The following is a 3,000-nucleotide window of genomic DNA, read 5'->3' as shown; positions in this document are numbered from 1 at the left end:
CTTCATGACGATGGAGTACGTCGACGGCTCGGATCTGAAGACGCTGATCCGCGAACGCGCCTATAAGGGCCTGCCGTTGGCACAGGCCCGTCCGCTGATCGAAGGCATGGCCCGCGCACTCAAGCGCGCGCACGATTCCGGCGTGGTGCACTCGGACTTCAAGCCGGGCAACGTGATGGTCACGCGCGATGGCGTGCCCAAGGTGTTCGACTTCGGCATCGCCCGCGCCGGCAAGCAGCCCGGCGACACGGCCGAGGACCAGACGGTGTTCGACGCCGGCAAGCTCGGCGCGCTCACGCCGGCCTACGCCAGCCTGGAAATGATCGAGGGCAAGCCGCCGCAGCCCACTGACGACATCTATGCGCTGGGCTGCGTGGCCTTCGAACTGCTGACCGGCAAGCACCCGTTCGACCGGGCCAGCGCCGAGACGGCGCTGCGCGAGCGGCGCCGCCCGCCGCCGGTGCCCGGGCTGACCAAGCGGCAATACCGCGCGCTGTGCGACGCGGTGGCGTTCACCGCCGACAAGCGGCTGAAGAGCGCCGGCCAGCTGATCGAAGGCCTGCGCGAGGTCAGCCTGCGCGAGCGTGTCGGCCGCCCGCTGGCCTACGCGCTCGCCGGCATCGCGCTGCTGCTGGCGGCAGGCTGGTTCGCGTTCGGCCAGCTGCGCGCGCGGCATGTCGCCGAGGTCGTCGCCCGCTTCCAGCCTGGCAACCCACAGCGTTACGCCGACGAGGCCGAGGCGGCCGCCGCGCTGGCCCAGCTGGGCGAGGGCGAGCGCAGGCAGCTGATGCTCGACCAGGGCGACCTCGTACAGGCCTTCCTGCTCGACCGCGTCGACGCCTACTGGAACCCGGCGAGGGGAAGGCTCGACTACGCCGCTGCCGGGCGCGTGTTCGCACTGCCTGCGCAACTGCATCTGTTCCTGCCACGGCTGGACTTGAAGCGCATGGCCGTGGACAAGGAGAAACACGACCTGGAGCAACCCCGGGTCGCTGTCGCGCAAACGCCCACGCAGTCCGTACCGGCTGCGGCCGGCAGCGCTGCGGGCGTGCCGGCGGCCGTGGCCTCGTCGGCGCCGCCGCCTGCATCCGCGCCGCTGCCGGTCCAGCCGTCTGCGCCGAAACAACCGCCGCGGGCGGAGAAGCCGGCGCCCGTGCCGCAGCCATCCGACAGTCCCGCCGCCCGCATGCAGGAAGTGGCCGCCGGGCTGCTGCGCGAAGGCGAGCGCAACTTCGCCCAGCAGAACTATTCCGCGGCGATCGCCAACGCGAAGGCAGCGCTCCGGGTGAATCCGGGCGACACGGCGGCAAAACGCCTGCTGCGGCGAGCGCAGCAGGCACAACAGCAAGCGATGAGCAATATCTCGATCAACTGAGGAGTGACGGTCATGCATGCATACGGATTTCGTGGTGCAAGTCTCCTGGGTGCGGCCTGCGTGCTCGCGCTGGTGAGCGGCTGCGCGCAGATGGGCGGCCTGGGCATGCCTTCCGGCGCGGGTGCCAATGCCGGTGCCAATACCGCAGACGAGGCCCCGCACGAGTGCAATCCCGCGCTGGGCGGCGCCATCGGCGCGCTGGCCGGTTCGATGTTCGGCCAGGGCAAGGGCCACCTGGCCGGGGCCGCGATCGGCGCCGGCATCGGTGTGTTCGCCTGCATGGCCTACAACTATCACAGCCGCCAGGTCAGGGATGCGCGCGCCGTGGAGGCGCAGTACAAGCACGACCGCGGCGCGCTGCCGGCGAGCAACACCATCGGCGCCTACCAGAGCGCGCTGCTGCCCGGCGAGACGGTCAAGTCAGGCAGCAAGGCGGCGATGCAATCGCGCGTCACGCTGATCCGCGGCACCCACGATGCCGCGCCGCAGCTGAAGGAACAGCTGACCCTGTTCTCGCCCGAGGGCAAGCAGCTGACCACCGTGACCAAGGACGCCACCGCCATCGACGGCACCGGCGAGTACGAAACCAACTTCGATTTCAACCTGCCCAAGGGCATCCAGGACGGGCGCTACACCATGCGTTCGGCGCTGTACATGGACGGCCGGCAGGTGCGTACCAACGAAGTGCCCATGCTGGTGGTCGGCTGACCACGGCGCGTTTCGGCCGCGATCCCGGCGGCTGCATGACTGACCCAAGAGCTACGGATGAACACGCTTGCCGATCTGATCGCCGCCTTCCGCAACGGCCACCTGCCGCTTTCCGTGCTGCTCGACGCGCTGGCACGGCGCGGCTCGGTGCCGGAGGATCGCCACCACGACGAGCTGGCGCTCGTGCGCCGCATGCACGACGAGGGTGAGCTGGATGCGGAGATCGGGCGCGTGCTGCTGGCCCGGCTGGTCGCCTCGCAGACGGCCCGCGTGGGCGACGAGGCGCCGCCGCGCACCGTCGACGGCGCCACCCGGGTGGTGCCTGCCGCGCCTTTCGTGCCGGATGCCGTGGCGGTCGATGACGATGTCACCCGCGTAGTGCCGGCTGCGGAGCGTATCGGTGCATCGGCCGAGCAGTTCGCCGACGCCACCGTGGTGATGCCGGCCTCGCGCCCGCTGCCACCGGCCGCACCGTTCGACGAGGCCACCGTGGTCAAACCGGCGTCGCATGGCCAAGACGCGGACACTGGCCAATCCACCGGCACCCAGGGCACCGCCGGCAGCCACTCCGCCAGCAGCTTCAACAACGCCAGCTGGGAGCGCATCGCCAGTGCCGAGGGTGGCGACCACGCCAGCGTCGGCATGTTGCTCAAGGGCCGCTTCCACCTGGAGCGCGAGATCGGCCGTGGCGGCATGGGCGTGGTGTTCCTGGCGCGCGACGAGCGCAAGGTGGAGGCGCGCGACCGCGATCCCTACGTGGCGGTGAAGGTGCTCAACGACGAGTTCCGTCGCCATCCCGATTCGCTGATCGCGCTGCAGCGCGAGTCGCGCCGCTCGCAGTCGCTGGCGCACGACAACATCGTGCGCGTCTACGACTTCGACAAGGACCGCACCATCGTCTTCATGACGATGGAGTA

Annotated in this window: 2 protein-coding genes and 1 pseudogene; all 3 read left to right on the top strand. The window is 70.2% G+C overall.

Translation table 11 applies throughout. The features are described from left to right. The coding region (locus HOQ08_RS01560; protein WP_343203802.1) for a serine/threonine-protein kinase at positions 1–1,375 on the top strand (1,375 nt) is incomplete at its 5' end. Between the two features lie 12 nt (positions 1,376–1,387). Further along, entirely contained in the window at positions 1,388–2,083 is a 696-nt protein-coding gene (locus HOQ08_RS01555; RefSeq protein WP_291190558.1) for a hypothetical protein, read from the top strand. A 57-nt stretch (positions 2,084–2,140) separates the two neighbouring features. Next, positions 2,141–3,000 (top strand): annotated as a pseudogene (locus tag HOQ08_RS01550) (protein kinase); the annotation flags it as partial.

This window comes from Frateuria sp., assembly GCF_013362045.1.
GTDB lineage: Bacteria > Pseudomonadota > Gammaproteobacteria > Xanthomonadales > Rhodanobacteraceae > Frateuria_A.
The sequence above is the reverse complement of the archived record's forward strand: the minus strand, read 5'-3'. Positions and strand labels throughout refer to the sequence as shown.

Bases quoted from the DNA above. Each gene is read 5' to 3' on its own strand.
- HOQ08_RS01555 (WP_291190558.1), top strand. From the start codon at position 1,388: ATGCATGCATACGGATTTCGTGGTGCAAGTCTCCTGGGTGCGGCCTGC.